This window comes from Kitasatospora sp. NBC_01300 (assembly GCF_041435235.1).
Taxonomy (GTDB): domain Bacteria; phylum Actinomycetota; class Actinomycetes; order Streptomycetales; family Streptomycetaceae; genus Kitasatospora.
The window spans coordinates 4,154,025-4,172,719 of record NZ_CP108408.1; the positions used below are offsets into that span (position 1 = coordinate 4,154,025).

At 72.2% G+C, this 18,695-nt stretch carries 19 protein-coding genes and 1 tRNA gene; 6 read left to right on the top strand and 14 right to left on the bottom strand.

Annotated elements, in window-relative coordinates; genetic code table 11:
- Positions 1-86 precede the first annotated feature (86 nt).
- On the bottom strand, positions 87-2,438 hold the full coding sequence (locus tag OG556_RS18590) for a hypothetical protein (RefSeq protein ID WP_371518024.1): 2,352 nt from the start codon (positions 2,436-2,438) through the stop codon (positions 87-89).
- A gap of 607 nt (positions 2,439-3,045) precedes the next feature.
- Here OG556_RS18590 and OG556_RS18595 point away from each other — a divergent pair.
- Complete coding sequence (locus tag OG556_RS18595) at positions 3,046-3,225, top strand: hypothetical protein (RefSeq protein ID WP_371518025.1); 180 nt, start codon at positions 3,046-3,048, stop codon at positions 3,223-3,225.
- A gap of 46 nt (positions 3,226-3,271) precedes the next feature.
- Here OG556_RS18595 and OG556_RS18600 read toward each other — a convergent pair whose 3' ends face one another.
- The 8 genes from OG556_RS18600 to OG556_RS18635 all read right to left on the bottom strand — a co-directional run bounded on the left by OG556_RS18600 (position 3,272) and on the right by OG556_RS18635 (position 8,281).
- Positions 3,272-4,165, bottom strand: a complete 894-nt coding sequence (locus OG556_RS18600) for an RNA polymerase sigma factor SigF (protein ID WP_371518026.1) — start codon at positions 4,163-4,165, stop codon at positions 3,272-3,274.
- Between the two features lie 144 nt (positions 4,166-4,309).
- Complete coding sequence (locus OG556_RS18605; protein ID WP_371522751.1) at positions 4,310-5,092, bottom strand: RNA polymerase sigma factor SigF; 783 nt, start codon at positions 5,090-5,092, stop codon at positions 4,310-4,312.
- Positions 5,093-5,430: 338 nt separating this feature from the next.
- Positions 5,431-5,724 carry a Dabb family protein gene (locus OG556_RS18610; protein WP_063348630.1) on the bottom strand — a complete coding sequence of 98 codons (294 nt, stop codon included), beginning with the start codon at positions 5,722-5,724 and terminating at the stop codon, positions 5,431-5,433.
- Positions 5,725-5,816: 92 nt separating this feature from the next.
- Complete coding sequence (locus OG556_RS18615) at positions 5,817-5,981, bottom strand: hypothetical protein (protein WP_167745863.1); 165 nt, start codon at positions 5,979-5,981, stop codon at positions 5,817-5,819.
- Positions 5,982-6,433: 452 nt separating this feature from the next.
- Positions 6,434-6,520 (bottom strand) — tRNA-Ser (locus OG556_RS18620).
- Between the two features lie 93 nt (positions 6,521-6,613).
- On the bottom strand, positions 6,614-7,141 hold the full coding sequence (tadA, locus tag OG556_RS18625) for a tRNA adenosine(34) deaminase TadA (protein WP_063348631.1): 528 nt from the start codon (positions 7,139-7,141) through the stop codon (positions 6,614-6,616).
- Positions 7,142-7,204: 63 nt separating this feature from the next.
- On the bottom strand, positions 7,205-7,741 hold the full coding sequence (locus OG556_RS18630; RefSeq protein ID WP_363579757.1) for a tRNA adenosine deaminase-associated protein: 537 nt from the start codon (positions 7,739-7,741) through the stop codon (positions 7,205-7,207).
- 303 nt (positions 7,742-8,044) lie between these two features.
- Positions 8,045-8,281: a hypothetical protein gene (locus OG556_RS18635; RefSeq protein ID WP_063348632.1), complete on the bottom strand. Its 237-nt coding sequence runs from the start codon at positions 8,279-8,281 to the stop codon at positions 8,045-8,047.
- A 165-nt stretch (positions 8,282-8,446) separates the two neighbouring features.
- Between OG556_RS18635 and upp the strand changes: the two genes are divergently transcribed.
- Positions 8,447-9,082 (top strand): uracil phosphoribosyltransferase, encoded by a 636-nt coding sequence (gene upp / locus OG556_RS18640; RefSeq protein ID WP_371518027.1) that lies wholly within the window; start codon positions 8,447-8,449, stop codon positions 9,080-9,082.
- A gap of 74 nt (positions 9,083-9,156) precedes the next feature.
- Here upp and OG556_RS18645 read toward each other — a convergent pair whose 3' ends face one another.
- Complete coding sequence (locus OG556_RS18645; RefSeq protein WP_371522753.1) at positions 9,157-9,837, bottom strand: LytR C-terminal domain-containing protein; 681 nt, start codon at positions 9,835-9,837, stop codon at positions 9,157-9,159.
- Positions 9,838-10,090: 253 nt separating this feature from the next.
- Positions 10,091-10,387 (bottom strand): type II toxin-antitoxin system VapB family antitoxin, encoded by a 297-nt coding sequence (locus OG556_RS18650; RefSeq protein WP_063348635.1) that lies wholly within the window; start codon positions 10,385-10,387, stop codon positions 10,091-10,093.
- 202 nt (positions 10,388-10,589) lie between these two features.
- Between OG556_RS18650 and OG556_RS18655 the strand changes: the two genes are divergently transcribed.
- On the top strand, positions 10,590-12,155 hold the full coding sequence (locus OG556_RS18655; protein ID WP_371518028.1) for a helicase HerA-like domain-containing protein: 1,566 nt from the start codon (positions 10,590-10,592) through the stop codon (positions 12,153-12,155).
- Between the two features lie 69 nt (positions 12,156-12,224).
- Here the strand turns inward: OG556_RS18655 and OG556_RS18660 are convergent, their stop codons facing one another.
- Complete coding sequence (locus OG556_RS18660) at positions 12,225-13,391, bottom strand: hypothetical protein (protein WP_371518029.1); 1,167 nt, start codon at positions 13,389-13,391, stop codon at positions 12,225-12,227.
- A 200-nt stretch (positions 13,392-13,591) separates the two neighbouring features.
- Between OG556_RS18660 and OG556_RS18665 the strand changes: the two genes are divergently transcribed.
- A complete protein-coding gene (locus OG556_RS18665; RefSeq protein WP_371518030.1) occupies positions 13,592-14,110 on the top strand; it encodes a YbhB/YbcL family Raf kinase inhibitor-like protein in 519 nt (172 codons plus the stop codon).
- Positions 14,111-14,115: 5 nt separating this feature from the next.
- Positions 14,116-14,997: a hypothetical protein gene (locus tag OG556_RS18670; RefSeq protein WP_371518031.1), complete on the top strand. Its 882-nt coding sequence runs from the start codon at positions 14,116-14,118 to the stop codon at positions 14,995-14,997.
- Positions 14,998-15,028: 31 nt separating this feature from the next.
- Here OG556_RS18670 and OG556_RS18675 read toward each other — a convergent pair whose 3' ends face one another.
- Positions 15,029-15,994, bottom strand: a complete 966-nt coding sequence (locus tag OG556_RS18675; protein ID WP_371518033.1) for a helix-turn-helix transcriptional regulator — start codon at positions 15,992-15,994, stop codon at positions 15,029-15,031.
- Positions 15,995-16,135: 141 nt separating this feature from the next.
- On the opposite strand from OG556_RS18675, the gene OG556_RS18680 reads away from it, so the two are divergent.
- Positions 16,136-17,656, top strand: coding sequence for an MFS transporter (locus tag OG556_RS18680; protein WP_371518034.1), 1,521 nt, complete (start codon positions 16,136-16,138; stop codon positions 17,654-17,656).
- A gap of 139 nt (positions 17,657-17,795) precedes the next feature.
- Here OG556_RS18680 and OG556_RS18685 read toward each other — a convergent pair whose 3' ends face one another.
- The gene (locus OG556_RS18685; RefSeq protein WP_371518035.1) at positions 17,796-18,431 is read right to left on the bottom strand and encodes an HhH-GPD-type base excision DNA repair protein; all 636 of its coding nucleotides are present in this window, start codon (positions 18,429-18,431) and stop codon (positions 17,796-17,798) included.
- Between the last annotated feature and the right edge of the window lie 264 nt (positions 18,432-18,695).

The following is an 18,695-nucleotide window of genomic DNA, read 5'->3' on the forward strand; positions in this document are numbered from 1 at the left end:
CGGTGTCCGGTCTGGGTGGCCGGAACGGGACCCGAGGCAGGGCCGGACCGGGCGACCGGCCCGGCCCCGCCATCGGGTGCTGCGGGCTACCGGTTGCCGGAGCGTCCGGTGGTGCTGGTGCCGAGCGAGGCCGCCCCCCCGGTGGCCTTACCGCTCTTGGCGGCAGCGGCGGTGCCGCCGTTGCCGCCGGTGGCGACGTCCTTGCCGGGCACCGGGTTTCCGCTACCGGGGACCAGGGTCGGGGCGCTGGTACGACCGGTGTCGCTCGGGCCCACCGGGACGGGAGTGGCGACGCCCTGCGGGACGACCTTCTTGTCCGCCGGGGCCGGGGCCGGGACGGACTTGGCCGCGACGCCGGGTGCGACGGCGGCCGGGGCGGCCGGGGTGCCGGCCGAGGGGAGCTGCAGGGAGACGCTGCTCTGCAGGGTGCCCGGGGACACCCAACCGGAGATCGTACCGGCGTAGGACGAACCGAAGGCGGTCGATCCGATGACCAGCTTCTGAGAAGTTCCGGTCGGCATGGTGGCCTGGACCTGAACACCGGCCGGAGCGTTGACCGTGACGGTGTTGCCGACCCGGTAGCCGGTGACCTGGCCGGCCGCGACGGCCGAGTTCCAGGCGGCGCGGCGCTGGAACTCCTGGCCGATCTCGCGCTCGCCGAGGTTCACGATCGGGGTGTTGTCGGCGTGCAGCGACCGGTAGGTGCCGAGGATCTTCTCCAGCACCGGGTAGAGGATCCGGTCCTCGGACAGGTTCGACTGGTGGATGAAGTGCGGCCGCGGGTCGTTGCTCAGCACGTGCCCGAGGTCGATCCGGGCCTCCAGCGGCACGATGTACGACTGGAAGCCGGTGTTGACGTCCAGCGGCTGCGTCAGGCAGGTGGAGTTGGCGTTGTTCTCACAGACGCCGCTGCCGCCGTTGGCCTTGCTGGTGTAGATCCAGTTGTACTCGTCGGCCTCCTCCTTCGCCGTGCCGGCGTTGTAGAAGACGTTCATCGGGTAGCGCGGCACGGTCAGCGTGGACGAGCCGACGGCCCGCTGGGCGGGCTCGCGGGAGGCGTCGCTGCCGGTGAACTTGATGCCGTTGGCGGCCAGCGCCGGCGCCAGGTTCGGGTTGTCGCTGGTCTCCTGCGGGGCGGTCAGCAGGCCGGAGTGCTCGCCGGTGACCAGGGCCTGCGGGTCGACCTTCAGGCCGTTCTTGGCGGCCCAGTCGAAGTTGTCCTTGATCTGGCCCGAGATGGTGTTCTGGTCGGTCCAGACGGTCTTGCCCGAGGAGTCCTTGGAGCAGCGCCACGGCACCACGGTGACGTCCTGGACGCAGCCCAGGTACGGGTGGGTGTAGGTGTGGTTGACCCAGCGGTAGCTGTTCTGGTCGGCGATCATCTGGTTGGCCGTGGGGTCCACCGTGGTCTGGTGGTCGGCCTTCCAGTCCTCGCTGCCGCCACCGTTGAACACCATGTCCAGGGTGAAGTCGTTGGCGGTCTGCCACTGCTTGAGGTGCTGGGCGTCGTCCGGCGTCATCCGGATCGGGTTGGCCGTGTCCGGGGTGCCGGGCGGGCAGGTGACGTCGCCGGGGGTGCACTTGAGCACGGTGTCCCAGCGGTCGTCGGCCAGGAAGACGTCGTCCACGTGGGCCGCGAAGTAGTTGCGGTCGTAGCCGAGGTGGACGCCCTGGGTGATCCAGTCGACCATGCCGCGGGCCAGCAGGCGGTACTGCTGCTGGTACTGGTTGTAGACGAACGTGACGACCAGTTCCTTGCGGCCGTCGTGGGTGTACTCGCCGACCAGCGAACCGCGCGAGGTGGTGCTCGGTATCGCGGCGTCGACCAGCGGGACGAACGAGGCGCCGGCCGGCAGGTTGGCCAGTGGCGTGGCCAGGTAGCCGTAACTCTCACTGACGGTCGGGTCGTTGTCCTCGAACGGCACGCTGCCCTTGAGGTACCCGAACGGACCCGAAGTGCCGGCCGTGGTGGTGGCGCCCTGGAATCCGTCCAGCGTGCCGTAGTAACCGGGATTCACCGCGTAGTTCAGCCCCACCGCAGGACTGGCGAACGTGTACGCGTCGATCTGCCGGATTCCGAATGCGGCTTCGTAGCCCGCGATGGCCGTCATCTCGGCCGCACTGTTGGGGAAGGGGTTTTCGTTGGGAAGGACGATGCCCTGGTACTTCCCGCGGGGCTGGCCGTTCACCGTGTCGCTGAGGAAAGCCGAGTTGATGATGGGACGGTTGGTGTCGTTGAGGTTGACGACCTTGTACGGGGTGCCCTGGTTCTTGAGCTCGGCGGTGATCGCCGCGACCGACGGGCCTCCGTCGTCGATGACCAGGATGGTGAGGTCGATCCTGGGCGGCGTGTCGCCGTGGGCCAGGGTGGTCTGCAGGCCGCTGGCCAGCAGAACTGCCGCCGCGCACGCGGCAACTCTTCGGGTCGCTCGACCCATGGTGATCCTCCCCTTGGGTAGGCGCCTCGCTGCTCAGCGCTCGCCTGCCCTGTAGCTGTTCGCGGGCAGCAGGCTGCCCGGCGCCCATCCTGGTCGAGGGGGGCCTCTGCGAGGGACCAATTGGGCGAGAGTGCAGCGAACCTGTTACCAACGTTCATGGCGAAGCCATGAAGGCGCCGATTGTGACCGGAACCGGACCGGCCATGCAAATAATGAATTGAGAATGAAAAAGCGGAAGCTGAGAGCTACACCTGGTTACCGCCCGTGCGGCTTGGGCGGACCACCGGACACCTACACTGTCGTCGTCGCGCATGACACTCTTGCACATCTTGCCGACGCCTTGGGCAGGTTCATGCAATATCGGGCACCGCTGTGCCATGTGACAGTCCGAATATGCAATGGAGGTGCTCGCACGGTCGATCGGCGGACCGAGTCCGGTGCAATCGGGGCCGGGCGGAAAGCGGCGCCGGAGCCGGTCGAACGGCGCTGGTCGGGCCCACTCCCGGACCGCGCGGTGCGCTCAACGCCCGTGATCCCGGCGGCTATTGGGCGGTCGACGGGCGGGCGCCGCGGCACGCCGTGGCCCTGTGCAGTGATGGCCTGAACCGTGTCATTACCGACGAGTTCGGCCCGCTGCGCGCACACCGTCGGCGCCGACCGCGGAACCGTCCTCGCGGACTTCCTGCGCACCGACGAACGCACCGACGAACGAGCCGTCGAGCGCACCGACGAACGCGCCACCGCAGTGGCCGGCCGGGCGATGGACGACGCCGTCCCGGCAGGCTGACGATCGGCCTGCCAGGACGGCGACGGGTGTGGCTTCCCCGGGCCTGTCAGCCCTCGCTGATCAGGCCCTCGCGGAGCTGGGTCAGCGTCCTGGTGAGCAGTCGGGAGACGTGCATCTGGGAGATGCCGATCTCCTCGCCGATCTGCGACTGGGTGAGGTTGCCGAAGAACCGCAGCATGATGATCCGGCGCTCGCGCGGCGGCAGCTTGGCCAGCAGCGGCTTCAGCGACTCCCGGTACTCGACGCCTTCCAGCGCGAGGTCCTCGTAGCCGAGCCGCTCGGCCAGCGGTCCGTCGCCGTCCTCCTCGCTGGGGCTGGAGTCGAGCGAGCTGGCGGTGTACGCGTTGCCCACCGCGAGGCCCTCGACCACGTCCTCCTCGCTGACCCCCAGGCAGGCGGCCAGCTCGGCGACGGTGGGGGAGCGGTCCAGCCGCTGGGACAGGTCGTCACCGGCCTTGGTGAGCGCCAGCCGCAGCTCCTGGAGCCGCCGGGGCACCCGGACCGACCAGCTGGTGTCCCGGAAGAAGCGCTTGATCTCGCCCACCACGGTGGGCATCGCGAAGGTGGGGAACTCCACCCCGCGCTCGGGGTCGAACCGGTCGATCGCCTTGATCAGGCCGATGGTGCCGACCTGGACGATGTCCTCCATCGGCTCGTTGCGGCTGCGGAAGCGCGCCGAGGCGTACCGGACCAGCGGCAGGTTGAGCTCGATCAGGGTGTCGCGGACGTACGTGTGCTCCGCGCTGCCCGGTTCCAGGGCGGCCAGCCGCAGGAACAGCGAGCGCGACAGCGTCCGGGTGTCCAGCCCGGAGCCGGGCGGCGTCTCGGGCCCGGGCGGCGCGGCGGCCGGGACCCGCTGGAGCGGGATCCGGTCCTCGGCGACAGCCGTACCGTTGGCCTGACCAGCGTGGATCTCCGCAGTGCCCAGCTCTCCGGACATGCGCCCACCCCCTTGTGACTGACAGTTGAACGGGGGCCGTCGCACGGAGGTTCCCGGCGGGGGCCCTCCCCCTCCATACCGGAACACGGTCCACGGCAAACCCGAACGTCGCAAGATGTCACGCGAGGGTAACGCGCTGCAATCTCAGTCTTCCCAGGAGTTGCCGGTCCGAAGCCTCGTCAGGATGCGGGAGAGCAGCCGCGAGACGTGCATCTGGGACATCCCCAGCTCGGTGCTGATCTGCGACTGGGTCAGGTTGGCGAAGAACCGCAGCATCACGATCCGCCGCTCCCGCTCGGGCAGCTGGACCAGCAGGTGGCGGACCATGTCCCGGTGCTCGACCTCGGCCAGCGCCGAGTCCTCGTAGCCGAGCCGGTCCAGCAGGGCGAGCCCGCCCTCGTGCTCCTGCGCCGCCTCCAGCGAGGCCGCGTTGTAGGCCCGCCCGGCGTCCAGGCAGGCCCGGACGTCCTCCTCGGGGATCCGCAGGCTGGCGGCGATCTCCGGCACCTTGGGGGCCCGGCCGTGCAGCACCGTCAGCTCCTCCATCGCGCCGCTGACCTGGACCCACAGCTCCTGGAGCCGGCGCGGGACGTGCATGGTGCGGACGTTGTCCCGGAAGTAGCGCTTGATCTCGCCGAGGATGGTCGGCAGTGCGTAGGTGGGGAACTGGACGCCGCGGGTGGGGTCGAAGCGGTCGATCGCGTTGATCAGGCCGATGGTGCCGACCTGGACGACGTCCTCCATCGGCTCGCTGCGGCTGCGGAAGCGGGTGGCCGCGTAGCGGACCAGGGGGATGTTCACCTCGATCAGGGCGGCCCGGACCCGCTCCCGCTCGGGGGAGCCCGGGGGCAGCTCCGCGAGCCGCTCGAACAGCACCCGGGTCAGCGTCCGGACGTCCACCGCGGGGCGGCCGCCGGGGCCGCGCAGACCGTCCGGGCGGAGCTCGCCGGCCGGGCTGATGATCGACGCCAGTACCTCGTCGGACACGTCACCCCTCCCTCAGTCGATAACGAAGGGCCCTGCGGATCGGGTGTCGCGGCTGCTTCACCACCTCGCCATGTCCGGCAAAACCGGTCATAGCATCACAAGGCGGGCGCAGGTCGGGCAAGCACCCGGCGGAGGTGTGTTGGTGCGGGGTCGGGGCTCCACCGGGCTTCCCGCCCAGGCGCCGCACGGATCGTTCCGGGGCGGAGCAAGGCGCCCCGTCCGGTGGCCGGACGGGGCGCGGCGGGCCGTCCGGGGGACGGGCCCGGGTGCCTCGGGTGTCAGACCTCGATGTCGGCGATCACCCAGGTGGCGAATTCGCGCCACTGACCGGCCGCGGCCTGATGGGCCGGGTGGGTCAGGTACGCGTGCAGGGCGTCGCGGTCCTCGACCAGGCTGTTGATCGCGTAGTCGTGGGCGATGTCCCGCTCGGTGGTGTTCCAGCCGCACTCCCACTCGCGCAGCTCGGGGATCAGCGAACCCAGCTCGGCGAACGCCTTGGCGCCGGCGAGGGCGCGCTCGTCGTCCTTGCGGACGCCTTCGTTGAGCTTGAACAGGACCAGGTGCCGGATCACGATTGCCGCTCCTCGCGGACGGGGACAGAGGGTCCCGCACACCGTAGCCGGTGCGCCGGGGCGGGACGACGGGCCCTACGCGGCCGGACGGCTCACTTGATCAGTCCGGTCATGAAGGTGCCGACCGCCTTGGCCGCGTTCGAGATGCCCTCGAAGCCGAGCTGGACGAGCTGGGCGGAGCGGGCCGGCGAGCTGATGATCGAGTAGAGGACGAAGATGAGCAGGAGGGCCATGCCGATCTTCTTCGCCTGCGCCATCGGGTGTCGTCCTCTCCTGCTGTGGGCCGCCGCCATCCGGGTCCCCGAGCGGCCCTGCGGAAGCAGCTTATCCATCGGACGGGCTATCAAGTGTGCGACGCGTTCGCCCGGCGGGACGAAGGTCCCCGTGAGTGGGGCCTTTCTCCGGATGCCCGGAAGCGGCCCGGGCGGCAGGATGGGAGACGTGCCGAGGATCTGGCAGGAATCCCCGGTGCGTGGATCCGGAGCCCCCCGCTGTGGGACCGGGCGCCGCGGCTTCCCCCCGACGCGGCGCCGGTTGTGGGACTCCGCCGGGGGAGCGGTCGTCCCCCCGAGCCGCTCCCCCTTTCCAGGCTCCGTACTCTCCGGGCGTTGGTGGTCATCAGCCCGGAGTACGGAGCCCTTTTCGCGTTCGAGGGTGCGCGGAAACGCCGAGGGCCCGTCCGGATCGGACGGGCCCTCGGGCTCTACGGCGGTAGCGGTGGGATTCGAACCCACGGTGGAGTTGCCCCCACACACGCTTTCGAGGCGTGCTCCTTTGGCCGCTCGGACACGCTACCGAGGGGAACTCTACCGGACGGGTGGCGCGGTCACGAAATCCGTATGGCCGGGCGGCCGGCGGGGGAGCCGCCGGCGGAAGTCGGCGCCGGACGTCAGCGGTGGGACTCGAAGAACTCGCGCAGCTGCTCGCCGCACTCGTCGGCGAGGACGCCCCAGACCACCTCGGGGCGGTGGTTGAGCCGGCGGTCGCGCATCACGTCGAAGAGCGAGCCGGCCGCGCCGGCCTTCTCGTCGAGGGCGCCGTAGACCACCCGGTCGATCCGGGACAGCACGATGGCGCCGGCGCACATCGTGCAGGGCTCCAGGGTGACGACCAGGGTGCAGCCGCTGAGCCGCCACTCCCCGATCCGTTCGGCCGCCTGCCGGATCGCGACCACCTCGGCGTGCGCGGTCGGGTCGCCGACCGCCTCGCGCTCGTTGTGGCCGCGTCCGATCACCTCGCCGTCCGGGCCCAGGACGAGCGCCCCGACCGGGACGTCGCCGGTGGCCGGCGCCAGGGCGGCCTCGGCGATGGCGAGGCGCATCGGCGCCGCCCAGCGGTCACGGACCGGGTCGGGGCGGACGGGGGCGGGCAGGGGGGCGATGCGGGGAACGGCCTGCGGGGCGGATGCGGACTGCATGGCATCCAGTGTCGGGTATCCGGCGGTGGGCACCGGCCTGGTCACCGGGCTGGTCACCGCCCGCTACCGGACCGCCTCCAGGACCTCGCCGCAGCCGAGGGCCTCGGCGATCTCCTCCAGGGCGTCGCCCGGGACGGCGCCCTCGCCGCTGAGGGCGAGCAGCTCCTCGGCGGCCAGGCCGAACTCGGTGAGCAGGTGGGCGTCGCCGAGCGGGCCGACCGGGACGCCGCTGCGGGCGTCCTCGTCCTGCTCCTGCGTCTCCTCGTCCTCCTCCAGCTCGACGACCAGGTGGTCCAGGTCGCCGAACTCGCTCTCACCGGCCTGGTCGACCAGCTCGTCGGTGAGGACGGAGCCGTAGGAGCTGCGGGCGGCGGCGGCGCCGTCGGACACGAAGATCCGTGGGTCCTCCTCGCCGTCCACCCGGACGATGGCGAACCAGGCGTCCTCCTGTTCGATGAAGATCAGGACGCTGTCGTCGTCCTGCGTGGAGTCGCGGGCCAGTTCGGTCAGGTCGGCGAGGGTTTCGACGTCGTCGAGCTCCGTCTCGCTCACATCCCACCCGTCCTCGGTGCGAGCAAGCACTGCAGCGAAGTACGCCACCAGGGACACTCCCAAGATCTCGGTCTCGGCTGTCGGCGCGCTCGGGCAACGCGAAAATCTGGCCGCCCCCGCGCCAGAGGCGGTCCGCTCGTTCGGACCGTCCCATCGGAATCGTGACAGAAAGCCCGCCCTTGCGGGGGGTGTTCGGCAGCGCGTCTTTGCAGGTCGTGTCGGAAGGGCCGGCCGGCGGCCGGTGTGGCGCCGGCGCCACCGCCCGGGGCCTGCCGGATCAGGACCAGCCGGTCGGCGGAGCCGCGGGGGGAGCTGCGGGGGGAGCCGCGCCGGAACCGCTTCGGATCCTCGTCAGATCCGGAAGGTTCGCATCCGCATGGCTTCGCGCATCCGCCGTTCCTTGGTCCGCCGGGGCTGGACCCGCTCCCGGAGCTCGCGGGCCTCGGTGAGCTCGCGCAGGAAGACGGCCCGCCGCCTGCGGCGGTCCGCCTCGGTCTCCGGGGGGTCCTGTGGCGGGCCGGGGCGATTGCCCGACCGGCCTGCGGGCTCGTCCGCCGAGCCGTCCCCGGCGTTCGGGTTGCTCGTCATAAGACGTGACATTCCCAGATCAGCCCGGTTGATACCACAGGAGGCGCTTCCGTCCGGACATTCGCGGGGAGCCACGGCGCGGCACGGCCGGGTGCACCCCCGGCGACGGGGCGGTCGGCACGCGGCGAGTCGTACAGGCGTCCAGACCCGGGCTAACCTCGATACATGCGTCTCCACGTCGTCGACCACCCCCTGGTGGCCCACAAGCTCTCCACCCTGCGCGACGAGCGCACCGACTCGCCGACCTTCCGTCGCCTGACCGACGAGCTGGTGACCCTCCTCGCCTACGAGGCCACCCGGGACGTCCGCACCGACGAGGTGGAGATCACCACCCCCGTGGCGGTCACGCTCGGTACCCGCCTCAGCTACCCCCGCCCCCTGGTCGTGCCGATCCTGCGCGCCGGTCTCGGCATGCTGGACGGGATGACCCGACTGCTGCCGACCGCCGAGGTGGGCTTCCTCGGCATGGTGCGCAACGAGGAGACCCTGGAGGCCTCCACCTACGCCACCCGGATGCCGGACGACCTCTCCGGCCGCCAGGTCTACGTGCTCGACCCCATGCTGGCCACCGGCGGCACCCTCGTCGCGGCGATCAAGATGCTGATCGAGCGCGGCGCCACCGACGTCACCGCCGTGGTGCTGCTGGCCGCCCCCGAGGGCGTCGAGGTGATGAAGCGCGAGCTGACCGGCCTGCCGGTCACCGTCGTCACCGCCGCCCTGGACGAGCGGCTCAACGAGAACGGCTACATCGTGCCCGGCCTCGGCGACGCGGGCGACCGCCTGTACGGCACCGCCGGCTGAGCGAATCCCCCGAACGGACGAGAGCCCCCCGGCGCGGTGCCGGGGGGCTCTCCTGTTGCGCGGGGCGACCGGCCTCAGCAGCTGCCGGTGGCGGTCGGGGTGGGGGACGGCTTGGTCGCGAGGGCGAGGGCGGCGGCCGCCTGGGTCTCGTCCAGCAGGGCGTTGTAGCTGTCGCCGACCACGAAGTCCACGGTGCCGTCGGTGCGGGCGTCGGCGGTGGTGGTGGCCCCGGCGATCTGCGAGCCGAGCAGGGTGGCGGCGCCGGCGCCGGCCGGGCCGGCGATCACCTGGGCGGTGCCGGGCACCTTCTTGTCCAGTTCGGCCGGGGCGTTGCCGACCTTGCCGATGGTGAAGCCGCGCTTCTTGAGCTCCTCGGCGGTCCGGCCGGCCAGGCCGCCCTTGGTGGTGGCGTTGTAGACGTTCACCGTGATGGCGGCCGGCTGCGGGATCGCGTGCGGGTCGCCCGGGGCGGCGGGGGCGCCGGAGTCGGTGGGAGCACCGGGCGTGGCGCCCGCGGAGGGGGCGGCCAGCGGCTTGCCCGACGGGGTCACGCAGGCCTGGGCGGAGGAGTTCTTGTTCTTCCCGCTGAAGATGTCGTAGAGCTGGACGCCGCCGAGGCCGATCAGGGCCAGGGCGAGCAGGCTCGCGAGCCCGGAGATCACCTTGCGGCTCTTTTTCGGGGGCCGGCCGAGTCGTGGATAGGCGTTGCCGGTGACGCGGTACTGCTTCCCCTTGAGGCCTTGGGGAGTCAACATGCTCACGGTTTGTCTCCCCCTCGTGCCAGGGCGGGGTCGGGATGACGGATCGGCTGGTGCGGGTGGATCCCGTGGTGCGGGCGGATCCCCTGGTCGCGGCCGTAGTCAGCAGCGTAGTGCCGTCAGGCAGCGAAGGTACTAAATGATCATCATCTGGAGTACGCCGGTACCCGAAAGGAGGTACCCGGGTACGCGCGGACCGCCCTCCGCCGGATGGCGAGGGGGCGGTCCAGGAGCCCGTGCAGAGGGTTCGTCATTCCATTTCGAGGACCCGGGCGTGCAGCACCTGGCGCTGCTGCAGGGCGGCCCGCACCGCCCGGTGCAGTCCGTCCTCCAGGTACAGGTCGCCGCGCCACTTCACCACGTGCGCGAAGAGGTCCCCGTAGAAGGTCGAGTCCTCGGCGAGCAGGGTTTCGAGGTCGAGTTGCCCCTTGGTGGTCACCAGCTGGTCGAGCCGCACCGGGCGTGGGGCGACGTCAGCCCACTGGCGGGTGCTCGTCCGGCCGTGATCCGGGTACGGCCGCCCATTGCCGATGCGCTTGAAGATCACACGGAAAGCCTACCGTTTGGGCGGCGGATGGCGCAGCCGCCGCGACGCCGCCACGCGCTCGGGTGTGAGCTGCGGGAGGACGATTGCGACTGTTTGATGGGAAATGTCGCGAACATCGCCCGGTTCCGATCGGGACACGGCCCGCCCGGGACCGGGTTCCGGGCCCGCCCCGCCTCCCCGCACCGCCCAGGAGAGTGCCCCGATGTCCTCCGCCCCCACCCCGCCGGCCGTCCGGGAGATCGCCGACGGGTACGCCTTCACCGGGCCCGCCCTCGACCTCGGCGCGGTGCTGCTGGACGGCACCGCCTACCCGGACGCCCAGGTGCGCATCCCGCTCGGGGTGCTCAACCGGCACGGGCTGGTCGCCGGCGCCACCGGCACCGGCAAGACCAAGACCCTCCAGCTGATCGCCGAACAGCTCTCCGCCCAGGGCGTGCCGGTGTTCCTCGCCGACGTCAAGGGGGACGTCTCCGGCATCGCCGCGCCCGGCGCGCCGGGCGATCGCACCGCCGCCCGCGCGGCCGAGGTCGGGCAGCAGTGGACCCCGCAGGGCTGCCCGGTCGAGTTCTACTCGCTCGGCGGCCAGGGCGCCGGGATCCCGATCCGCGCCACCGTCACCAGCTTCGGGCCGCTGCTGCTCGCCAAGGTGCTCGACCTGAACGAGACCCAGGAGTCCTCGCTCAGCCTGGTGTTCCACTACGCCGACACCAAGGGCCTGGAGCTGTACGACCTCAAGGACCTCACCGCCGTCATCGCCTTCCTCGCCTCGCCCGAGGGCAAGGAGGAGCTGAGGACCATCGGCGGCCTCTCGTCGGCCACCGCCGGGGTGATCCTGCGCGCGCTCACCGTGCTGGAGAACGAGGGCGCCGGGGCGTTCTTCGGCGAGCCCGAGTTCGACACCGCCGAACTGCTGCGGACCGCCCCGGACGGCCGGGGCGTCGTCTCGGTGCTGGAACTGCCCGCCGTCCAGGACCGGCCGCGGCTGTTCTCCACCTTCCTGATGTGGCTGCTCGCCGACCTCTACCAGGAACTGCCCGAGATCGGCGACCTGGACAAGCCCAAGCTGGTGTTCTTCTTCGACGAGGCGCACCTGCTGTTCAAGGGCGCCTCCAAGGCCTTCCTGGAGGCCATCACCCAGACCGTCCGGCTGATCCGCTCGAAGGCCGTGGGCATCTTCTTCGTCACCCAGTCCCCGCGCGACGTCCCCTCCGACGTGCTCGCGCAGTTGGGCAACCGGGTGCAGCACGCGCTGCGTGCCTTCACCCCGGACGACGCCAAGGCGCTCAAGGCCACCGTCTCGACCTTCCCGCGCTCCTCCTACGACCTCGGCGCGGTGCTCACCTCGCTCGGCACCGGCGAGGCCGTGGTGACCGTGCTCTCCGAGAAGGGCGCGCCGACGCCGGTCGCGGCCACCCGGCTGCGGGCACCGCAGTCCCTGATGGGGCCGATCGAGGCGGGCGCGCTGCGGGCCGTCGTCGACGCCTCGCCGCTGACGGCGCGCTACCGGGACGCGATCGACCGGGAGTCGGCGTACGAGAAGCTGGCGGCGCGGGCGGCGCGGGCGCCCGCGCCGGAGGCCGCCGCACCGGCCAGGGCGCCGAAGGAGCGGGAGCCCGCCCCGCGGCGGGAGGAGCCGAAGGGGGCGGGCGGGCTGCTCGACTCGCTGCTCAGCAACCCGACGGTGAAGTCCCTGGCGCGTTCGGCCGGGAAGCAGCTCGGGCAGGAGATCTCGCGCAGCCTGTTCGGGACGTCCAAGCGGCGGCGGTAGCGGTCGGGCCCCGTGGCGCCTAGGTCCTGTCCGGCCGATCTTGCCGGGCCAAGATCGACCGGACAGGACCTAGCCGGCCAGGGCGGCGCCGATCCGGTCGAGCGAGGACAGCCGCATCAGGCCGTAGTTGTAGAACTCGACCTCGGGGACGCCCAGTTCGCGCAGGGTGGCGATCTTGGCGGCGAGGTTCGCCGGACCGTCGCAGTCCGAGGCCATCGGCCGCAGGATCACCGCCATGTCCTGGGGGCGGACGCCGTGCAGGGCGAACGCGGCGATCTTCTCCCGGACGGCCTCCGGGGTCTTCGCGTAGCCGAGCGTCTCGATCTGGTCGGTCGCCTTGGCGAGGGCGGGCAGGTCGATGCCGGACAGCCAGCCCTTGCCCGGGCCGGCGCCGTCCATGAAGCTCAGCCGCATGCCGTGGCGCCGGGCCTCCTCGGTCAGTTCGGCGGCCAGCGTGGTGACGGTGGTGGCGGCGGCGTCCAGGTAGGCGGCCAGGGCGCCGTCCGCGAGCGCGCTCAGGTCGGCGGGTTCGGCGGCGGCCGCCTCGTCGGCCAGCCGGCGGCGCAGCTCGGTGCGGGCGGCCTCCGCGACCTCCTCCGCCGGGACGCCCGCGCGGGTGGCGGCGGCGCGGCAGTGCGGGCAGAAGCAGATGCCGAGCAGCGCCTCGGCGCCCGCGCCCAGCTCCTCGAAGTAGCGCTCGTGGTGGTAGCCGTGGCGCAGCCCGTGGAAGTGCAGGGACTCGGCCCGGATCGCGTCCACGCCGTACCGGGCCAGCTCGGTGACCAGGGTCCGCGCGTACTCCCGGACCTCCGGGTGGGCCGGGCAGAGCTCGGTGAGGTGGCGGTCGCCGAAGGCGTTGGCCGGGGCGCAGTCCGGGTGGGCGAAGCCGAGCCGGTCGTTGTGGCAGAACACCGTCCAGGCGTGCAGCTTCAGCCCCCGGCGGCGGGTCTCGGCGGCGGCCTCGGCGAAGGGGTCGCGGTCGCCGATCGCGGTGGACGGGACGGGCGCCAGCCGACGGCCCTGCCAGCGGGCCGGATCGGGGCGGAAGTAGGCCGCGCCGGGCTCCAGGTAGCGGATCACCCGGTGGGGGTTGTGCGGGAAGACGTCTCGGGCCTCGTGGTAGACGGAGGCGAGGGTGACGCCGCCGACCCCGGCGCGGTCGGTGAGGTTGCCGAAGAAGGTGTCGGCGCCCTCGTCGAGCAGGTCGGTGGCGAAGGCGAGGACGGACGACTCCACGGTGCGGCTCCGGAGCTGGGGGCAGGGGCGCTGTCCACGCTAGTCGCAGGCGCCGGATTGGTCTATACCTGGCAATTCGAGCGGCCCGGGCCCGAACGAGGTTCCGCCGGACCGGACGGGCACCCCTATTACAGTGAGCCGTGTCCTTCAGCGTCCTTCAGCCCGAGGCCGTCCACGGCCCGTTGAGAGGTGACCACCCCATGAGCGTTCGCCCGCCGCTGCCGTACGACTTCCTGCCGCAGGTGCCGTCCTTCCCGCTGACCAGCCAGGACGTCACCGACGGCGGCACACTGGCCGGGGAGTTCAGCCACGCCGGCGGCAACCTGTCGCCGCAGCTGGCCTGGTCGGGCCTGCCCGAGGGCACCCGGAGCATCGCCGTCACCTGCTACGACCCGGACGCGCCCACCGGCTCCGGCTGGTGGCACTGGCTCGCCCTCGGCCTGCCCGCCGACACGGTCGAACTGCCGCGCGGCGCCGGCTCCTCGGACGACGACCTGCCCGGCGCGGCCTCCTTCCACGGCCGCAACGACTTCCCCGGCCACCAGTACGACGGCGCCGCCCCGCCGCCCGGCGCCCCGCACCGGTACGTGTTCGCGGTGCACGCCCTGGACGTCGAGAAGCTGGACGTCTCCGCCGACACCCCGGCGGCCCAGATCGGCTTCCACCTGACCTTCCACACGCTGGGGCGGGCGCTGCTCACCGCCGAGTACGGGGTCTGAGCACGATGGGCCACGATCCGGTCGAGGTCTGGCGGCTGCCCGGGGAGGACCGGTCGGCCGGTCGCAGGGCCGTGGCCTGGACGGTCGGGCCGGCCGGGGAACTGGCCGTCCTGGTGGTGCCGGAGCAGCGCCTGGCGCCGGCCGGATCCTGGCCGCCGGTCCGGCTGCCGTTCGACGGCGAGGTGGTCGTGGTCTCCCCGCGGGGGGAGTGGCGCGTGCCGCTGTCCGGCGTCCCCTGCCCGCCCGACCACCTCGGGCTGCTGCCGGGCGGCCGGATGCTGCTGGCCGGGTACCGGGCCGATCAGGACGGGGAGGAATGGCTGCCCAACACGGCCGTGTACGGCGCGGACGGGGCGCTCGAACGGGAGCTCGCCCTCGGTGACGACGTCCGGGTGCTGGTGACCGACCGGGACGGCCGGATCTGGATGGCCTACGGGGACGAGGGCATCTACGGCGACCACCCGATGGCGGCCGCCGGGCTGCGGGCCGCCGACACCCACGGCCGGGTGGTGTGGAGCCCGGACAAGCTGCCGTCCTACCCGCTGGAGGGCCTGGCCGGCGCGACCGACGGCCGGAGCGCCTGGCTGGCCTGGTACCCGAGCCCGTCGGTCAGCCACCTCACCCGGATCGACGCGGTCGACCGGCGGTCGACCACCCTGCCGTGCCCGGTCCGGCTGCCGGTCGGCTTCGCGGTCCGCGGCGGGCAGGGCGTCTTCCTGTCCAGCGGCGGCGAGTTGACCTGGTACCAGCTGATCGGCAAGGAGTGGAAGCAGACCCGGCGCCGGCAGCTGAGCGTGCCCGGCGCGCTCGACCGGGTGCGGGCGCACGGCCGGGACGGCGTGCTGTGGTTCCGGGCGGGGGACTGCTGGTACCGGATCGAGGCCTAGGGACTGCCCGGCGGATCCTGCCGGACGGTCCCTAGCCGCCCGCGCGGGTGGCCCGGTCGGCGCGGGCGGCCAGGGTGCGCAGGTGGGTGATCAGCTCCGGCGGCTCGTGCACCTCGAACTCGCAGTCCAGCGTCAGCAGCCGCACCGCCGTCCACTCCAGGGAGTCCGTGCGGGAGCGCAGCCGGCAGCGGTGCTCGTCGATCGGCTCGATCTCGGAGTCCCCCCGGGCGAAGTGCCGCCGGACGTCCGCGGCCGGGGCGTGCACGGTGGCGACCACGGCGCGGGCCGGTGACTGGCGGCGCAGCTTGCCCGCCACGTACGCGGCGGCGTCCTCGGCCGGGAGCGGGCGCGGGGTGAAGTGGGCGCCGGTGGCGCGGGGTTCGCTGAGCCGGTCGACGCGGAAGAGCCGCCAGTCGTCCCGGTCCAGGTCGTAGCCGACCAGGTACCAGCGGCGGCCGGCCGAGACCAGCCGCTCGGGTTCGACGTTGCGCCTGGTCTCGGCGCCGTCGCCGGCCCGGTAGGCGAAGCGCAGCCGTTCCCGGTTGGTGACGGCGCCGGCGAGCACGGTGAGGTCGTCCGGGTCGACGGTCGGGCCGTCGCCGGTGAGCAGCGGCATGGTGGCGGTGTTGAGCGCGCCCACCCGGTGCCGCAGGCGGCCCGGCAGCACCTGGAGCAGTTTGGCGAGGGCACGGACCGAGGCCTCCTCTATGCCGACCACCGCGTGCCCGGCGGCCGCCCGCAGCCCGACCGCGATGGCGACGGCCTCCTCGTCGTCCAGCAGCAGCGGAGGCATCGCCGTCCCCGCGACCAGCCGGTAGCCGCCGACCGCGCCCATGGTGGCCTGCACCGGGTAGCCGAGGTCGCGCAGCCGGTCGATGTCGCGCCGGATCGTCCGGGGGCTGACGCCGAGCCGTTCGGCGAGTTCGCTGCCGGGCCACTCGCGCGGTGTCTGCAGCAGGGACAGCAGGTTCAGCAGCCGTGCGGGGGTGTCCGTCATGCCGTCCAGGATGCCGGACAACTGGGACAGGATCTGACCTATATGCCCCGTACCCTCGCGGACGTGCCGACGAGCAGGACGAGCAGTGCGAGCAGGACGAGCAGTGCGAGCAGGACGAGCAGGACGAATGAGGAGTACCGAATGAAGACCGCGGACGCGGACCGACGGAGGTGGATCGCGCTGGCGATCGTGATGGTCGCCTCCTTCATGGACCTGGTGGACGTCACCATCGTCAACATCGCCATCCCCAGCATCCAGGAGGACACCGGCGCCTCCTTCAGCGCCATCCAGTGGGTCACCGGCGGCTACGCGCTGGCCTTCGCGATCGGGCTGATCACCGGCGGCCGGCTGGGTGACATCTACGGCCGCAAGCGGCTGTTCCTGATCGGCATCGGCGGGTTCACCGTGGCGTCGGCGCTGTGCGGCCTGGCCTCCGGCCCCGAGATGCTGGTCGGGATGCGGGTGCTCCAGGGCGGTACGGCGGCCATGATGGTGCCGCAGGTGCTGTCGATCATCCATGCGACCTTCCCGGCGGAGGAGCGCGGCAAGGTGTTCGGCATGTTCGGCGCGGTGGTCGGGCTGGGCGCCGTCTCCGGGCCGCTGATCGGCGCGCTGCTCACCGAGTGGGACCTGTTCGGCCTGGCCTGGCGCCCGATCTTCCTGATCAACCTGCCGGTCGGCATCGCCGGGCTGCTGCTCGGGCGCCGCTTCATCGACGAGTCGAAGGCCGAGCGGGCGCTCAAGCTGGACCTGGTCGGGGTGGCGCTGGCGAGCGTCGGCCTGCTGATGCTGATCTACCCGCTGACGCACGGGCGGGAGGCCGGCTGGCCGCTCTGGGGCTACCTGTCGATGGCCGGCAGCCTGGTGGTGTTCGCGCTGTTCGTGGCGTACGAGAAGGCCAAGACGCGGCGGGACGGCTCGCCGCTGGTCGAGCTGTCGCTGTTCCGGGTGAAGAGCTTCGCGGCCGGCATCGGCGTGCAGCTGGCCTTCGGCGTGGTCTGCGGGATCTTCTTCCTGGTCTGGACGCTGTACATGCAGCTGGGCCTCGGCTGGAGCCCGCTCAAGGCCGGTTCCACCGGCATCCCGTTCTCGCTCGCCGTCTCGGCGGCGGCCGGGCTGTCCGTGCAGAAGCTGGTGCCCCGCTTCGGGCGCCGGGTGCTCCAGACCGGCGCGCTGGTGATGGCGGCGGGCGTGCTGACGTACATCTGGGAGGCGGACCGGTACGGGACGGCGATCGCGCCCTGGCAGATGGCGCTGCCGCTGGTGGTGATGGGCCTGGGGATGGGCCTGATCGTCGCGCCGATCACCGACGCGATCCTGGCGGAGGTGCCGCGCGCGCACGCCGGTTCGGCGTCGGGGCTGATCAACACCGTCCAGCAGATGGGGAACGCGCTGGGGCTCGCGCTGGTGTCGGTGGCCTTCTTCGGGGCGATGGACGACGTGGTCGCGCCGGAGGCGATGGGCACCGCGTTCGGCGGGGCGTTCGTCCACGCGATGTGGTGGGTCGCGGGGGCGCTGCTGGTGGTCTTCCTGCTGATGTTCGCGCTGCCGCGGCGCAAGGCGGTCGCGCCGGCCGACGCGGCTGCGGCGGGCGCGGTGGACGCGCCGGCGACGGCGGGTGAGGCGGATCCGACGGACGAGCGGGAGCCCGTCCTGGCCTGACGGGCACTGCTGAGGGCCCCGGTCGCGCGGTGCGACCGGGGCCCTCGGCGCATCCTGGGAGGGCCATGGACCGTACGGAGGTGGACTCCTCGGCGGCTCGGCAGCGGCTCCCGGCGGGGCCGGCCGGGCGATCGGAATTTCAGCGCGCCCCGGCCGTGCTCACCGCCGTCGTCCGGGTCGTGGTCTTCGCCGCGGACTTGGCCTCCTTCGCGGCGCGCTTCATCTCCTGCTTGAACTCCCGGACCAGGTCGAGGGATTCGGGCCCGGTGATGTCGGCGACCGAGCGGTGCGCGCCCTCCTCGCCGTACACGCCGGCCGCCTCGCGCCAGCCCTCCGGGCGCACGCCGTACTGCTTGCCGAGCAGGGCCAGGAAGATCTGCGACTTCTGCTTGCCGAAGCCGGGCAGGGCGTTGAGGCGGCTGAGCAGCTCCTTGCCGGTGCGGGTGTCCTTCCAGAGTGCGGCGGCGTCGGCGTCGTACTGCGCCACCAGGAACTGGCAGAGCTGCTGGACCCGTTTGGCCATCGCGGCCGGGTAGCGGTGCACGGCGGGCTTCGCGGACAGCAGGGCGACGAACTCCTCCGGGTTGTACACGGCGATCTCCCGGGCGTCCAGGTCGTTGCGTCCGAGCCGCTGGGCGATGGTCAGCGGACCGGTGAACGCCCATTCCATCGGCACCTGTTGGTCGAGCAGCATGCCGACGAGCGCGGCCAGCGCACTCCGTCCGAGCAGTTCGTCGGCCTCGGGCTGCTGTGCGAGCCGGACGGTGACGTTCATGGGCTTGCCCTCCTCGGAGTTGACGTCGGGTCGGCGCCCAGTCTGGTGGACGGGGTGGGGGCGGAGGCGGTCAACACGCCCGTAGCAGGGGAAGTCTTGGAGTTCCAGGGCCTTGGCGTGGCTGGCTTGTTCGTTGGCGGAGCGACCGCCTGGGACACCCGATCCGGCGGTCGGGAGAGCCCGCGGAATACTTTTTGCCCATGTCGGGTGGCGAGGAGGCGGGCGGCGTAGGCGGGTTGGAGGGAGGTAGGTCATTTTGTATGA

What these genes read in the sequence shown, in the direction of transcription:
- OG556_RS18600 (WP_371518026.1), bottom strand. Translation starts at nt 4,165, where the DNA reads ATGTCCGGAGAGCTGGGCACTGCGGAGATCCACGCTGGTCAGGCCAAC.
- tadA (WP_063348631.1), bottom strand. Translation starts at nt 7,141, where the DNA reads ATGCAGTCCGCATCCGCCCCGCAGGCCGTTCCCCGCATCGCCCCCCTG.
- OG556_RS18675 (WP_371518033.1), bottom strand. Translation starts at nt 15,994, where the DNA reads ATGACGGACACCCCCGCACGGCTGCTGAACCTGCTGTCCCTGCTGCAG.
- OG556_RS18590 (WP_371518024.1), bottom strand. Translation starts at nt 2,438, where the DNA reads ATGGGTCGAGCGACCCGAAGAGTTGCCGCGTGCGCGGCGGCAGTTCTG.
- OG556_RS18665 (WP_371518030.1), top strand. Translation starts at nt 13,592, where the DNA reads ATGAGCGTTCGCCCGCCGCTGCCGTACGACTTCCTGCCGCAGGTGCCG.
- OG556_RS18655 (WP_371518028.1), top strand. Translation starts at nt 10,590, where the DNA reads ATGTCCTCCGCCCCCACCCCGCCGGCCGTCCGGGAGATCGCCGACGGG.
- OG556_RS18615 (WP_167745863.1), bottom strand. Translation starts at nt 5,981, where the DNA reads ATGGCGCAGGCGAAGAAGATCGGCATGGCCCTCCTGCTCATCTTCGTC.
- OG556_RS18635 (WP_063348632.1), bottom strand. Translation starts at nt 8,281, where the DNA reads ATGACGAGCAACCCGAACGCCGGGGACGGCTCGGCGGACGAGCCCGCA.
- OG556_RS18670 (WP_371518031.1), top strand. Translation starts at nt 14,116, where the DNA reads ATGGGCCACGATCCGGTCGAGGTCTGGCGGCTGCCCGGGGAGGACCGG.
- upp (WP_371518027.1), top strand. Translation starts at nt 8,447, where the DNA reads ATGCGTCTCCACGTCGTCGACCACCCCCTGGTGGCCCACAAGCTCTCC.
- OG556_RS18645 (WP_371522753.1), bottom strand. Translation starts at nt 9,837, where the DNA reads ATGTTGACTCCCCAAGGCCTCAAGGGGAAGCAGTACCGCGTCACCGGC.
- OG556_RS18680 (WP_371518034.1), top strand. Translation starts at nt 16,136, where the DNA reads ATGAAGACCGCGGACGCGGACCGACGGAGGTGGATCGCGCTGGCGATC.
- OG556_RS18685 (WP_371518035.1), bottom strand. Translation starts at nt 18,431, where the DNA reads ATGAACGTCACCGTCCGGCTCGCACAGCAGCCCGAGGCCGACGAACTG.